The organism is Kiritimatiellia bacterium, from assembly GCA_028715905.1.
Lineage (GTDB): Bacteria > Verrucomicrobiota > Kiritimatiellia > JAAZAB01 > JAAZAB01 > JAQUQV01.
On the sequence record JAQUQV010000132.1, the window covers coordinates 1 to 2,752 of the forward strand.

Below are 2,752 nucleotides of genomic sequence, written 5' to 3' on the forward strand. Positions count from 1 at the left end.
TGCAGGGGCGTCGTGTTACCGGACAGGATATTGCCCTAATCCGCAGTTTGTTGGCCGACAACCCCGCTTGGGGTCGGAGAAAGCTTTCCATTGAGTTGTGCTCGCGTTGGGACTGGCGTAATGGTGTTGGGCAGTTGAAGGACATGGCCTGCCGCACACTTCTACTGAAATTGGAACGAGCCGGCGAAGTTCAACTGCCTCCGCGCCAAAGAGGATGGACCAATGCCGGGCAGCGACGGCATCAGGTTGAGATACCCCACGAGCGCAATCCGATCGAAAGCGGCCTGAAAACGTTACAACCCGTGCAGGTTGAAACGCTGGAGACAGGCAATCCGGCTCTGCCGTTATTTAAATTTCTGCTTCAGCGCTATCATTATCTGGGACATAAGATCTGTGTTGGGGAAAATCTCAAGTATCTCTTTCGTGACCGGTGGAAACGGATATTGGGTTGTATGCTGTTCGGATCGGCGGCCTGGAAAGCCAAGGCGAGGGACGATTTCATCGGCTGGGACCGTGTTCAACAGCAACGCCATCTTTTTCTGCTAACCAATAACACCCGTTTTCTTATCCTGCCCTGGGTGCGTGTTCCGCATCTGGCCAGCCATCTGCTGGCTTTGACGCGCGCGCGGCTTTCGGCGGATTGGATGAACAAATACGGGCATGCGATTCATCTGCTGGAGACGTTTGTGGAACGGGAACGATTCCGGGGAACATGCTATCGGGCAGCGGGCTGGATTCGGGTTGGCGCGACCACGGGCCGCAGCCGCAATGACGTGGCTAACACGCTCCGCGTGCCCGTGAAAGACATTTACCTGTGTCCGCTTGCCCATGATTTCCGGGAAAAACTGGGTGTGACCATGAACACGCCGGCCAGAAGGAAGGAGAACGGATGAAACTTGATGGTTTTGACCAGTTGATCCGGCAATTCCGTAAATTTGCAGATGAACTGCCTGACCGGCGGAGGGGCAAAAACAGAAGCTATTCGATGGCGGATATTTTTCTGAGCGCTTTTGCGGTATTCTTTACCCAGTGCCCTTCTTTTCTGGCGCGTCAAAAGGAAATGCAGCAACAGCAAGGCCAAAGCAACGCGCAAACGTTATTTCAAATCGAGGACATTCCCAGCGACAATCATATCCGCCAAATGCTTGACCCGATTGCGCCGGAACAACTTTTGCCGGTCTATGACGCCATTTACGAAGCGTTTCGGGAGCAGGGCGCGCTCGACACATTCCGCGGCGTCCATAATACCACCTTGATCGCCTTGGACGGCACCTGGTATTTTTCCTCGGAAAACATTCATTGCGACAAATGTTCACGGATTGAACATAAAAGCGGCGGAACCACCTATTATCACAGCGCCATCACGCCGGTCATCGTGGCGCCCGGACAAAACCAGGCCTTGCCCTTACGCCCTGAATTTATCGTGCCCCAGGACGGCCATGACAAGCAAGACTGTGAAATCACCGCGGCTAAACGCTGGCTGGAAAAGAACGGAGCGTTTTATCGGACCGGTAATGCCGTCATTTTGGGCGATGACCTTTATGCCCATCAGCCGTTCTGCCGCCGTGTGGCGCTTTACGGCTACCATTACATTTTCACCTGCAAACCCGATTCCCACGTCAGCTTGTATCAATGGCTCGCTCTCTTGCCTGCCAACCATATCCGCACCATTGCCATGCGGGTCAAGAATAAGCGCCAACATTGGGAAAACCACGTCTATCGCTACTTTAACGGCGCCCCTCTTGCCGATGGCGATTCACCGCTGAAGGTCAACTGGTGCGAAGTAACGGTTGCCAACCAATCCGGTCAACAAGTTTACCATAACGCTTTCATTACCGATTTCGAGATCACGGATGAAAACGTGTCCGGAATTATTGAGTCCGGCCGCGCCCGCTGGAAGATCGAAAACGAGAACAACAATACCCTGAAAACCAAAGGCTATCATCTGGAACATAATTTCGGCCATGGCAAACAACATCTTTCATCGCTCCTGGCCGCCATGAATATCCTCGCTTTCCTCTTCCATGCCTTCCTTGCCTTCTGCGATCAGAATTACAAGTTTATCCGCGCCGCTTTGCCAACCCGCAAAACATTCTTTAACGACCTGCGCGCGCTCCTGCGTTATATGTGTTTCCCAAGCTGGAACGTCATTATGGTTTTCATGCGGCGGGGAATTGAATACGGCCCCCAGCCTATGCCGCCACTCATTGCCTGAAAAACCATTCCCAGCCGTATTCTGCCCTGATGTCGCCAGCCCGTTTCTTTCCCATTCCTCGCCCGAAAACGGAACGTTTGCATCCCGGCTTCGCTCAAAGCGCCCCGCTTTGCGCCAATCGCGCTCACCCTCACCCAAATTTTACCGGCGCACTCCTCCCCGGCAGTCCCGGCCACCCAGCTAAAATCGTTTCACTTCACCCGCTTCCCACCCATAATGAGAATTGCTGCTTACCATGAGCGTATTATTGTCCGAAGAAACACCTATCTGTATAGTAGAGGATTTGGCATACACATAACCGCCGTTCTCAACAATAAGTTTATTATTTTTACCAGTGTACGTGCCAATCCGCAGTTCGCCGTTGTTTCCTAAACAATGCAGTTCCGAATTAGTTCCGCTTACCATGAGCGTATTATTGTCCGAAGAAACACCTATCTGTATAGTAGAGGTGTTGGTTCCATTTAGATATGCCTTGGCGCCATCCTTGATCTCAAGCGTATTGCCGCCATTGGCATAAGAGTCTCTTCCCAGAAATAA

At 52.4% G+C, this 2,752-nt stretch carries 3 protein-coding genes; 2 read left to right on the forward strand and 1 reads right to left on the reverse strand.

The features are described from left to right. Nucleotides 1-38 precede the first annotated feature (38 nt). Both PHP98_12165 and PHP98_12170 read left to right on the forward strand, forming a co-directional pair. Nucleotides 39-893, forward strand: coding sequence for a DUF4338 domain-containing protein (locus PHP98_12165; protein MDD5484383.1), 855 nt, complete (start codon nucleotides 39-41; stop codon nucleotides 891-893). Further along, nucleotides 890-2,215 carry an ISNCY family transposase gene (locus tag PHP98_12170; protein ID MDD5484384.1) on the forward strand — a complete coding sequence of 442 codons (1,326 nt, stop codon included), beginning with the start codon at nucleotides 890-892 and terminating at the stop codon, nucleotides 2,213-2,215. Before PHP98_12165 ends, PHP98_12170 begins: the two co-directional genes overlap by 4 nt. Nucleotides 2,216-2,395: 180 nt before the next feature. Here the strand turns inward: PHP98_12170 and PHP98_12175 are convergent. After that, the coding region (locus PHP98_12175) for a hypothetical protein (protein MDD5484385.1) at nucleotides 2,396-2,752 on the reverse strand (357 nt) is incomplete at its 5' end.

Bases quoted from the DNA above. Each gene is read 5' to 3' on its own strand.
- PHP98_12170 (MDD5484384.1), top strand. From the start codon at position 890: ATGAAACTTGATGGTTTTGACCAGTTGATCCGGCAATTCCGTAAATTT.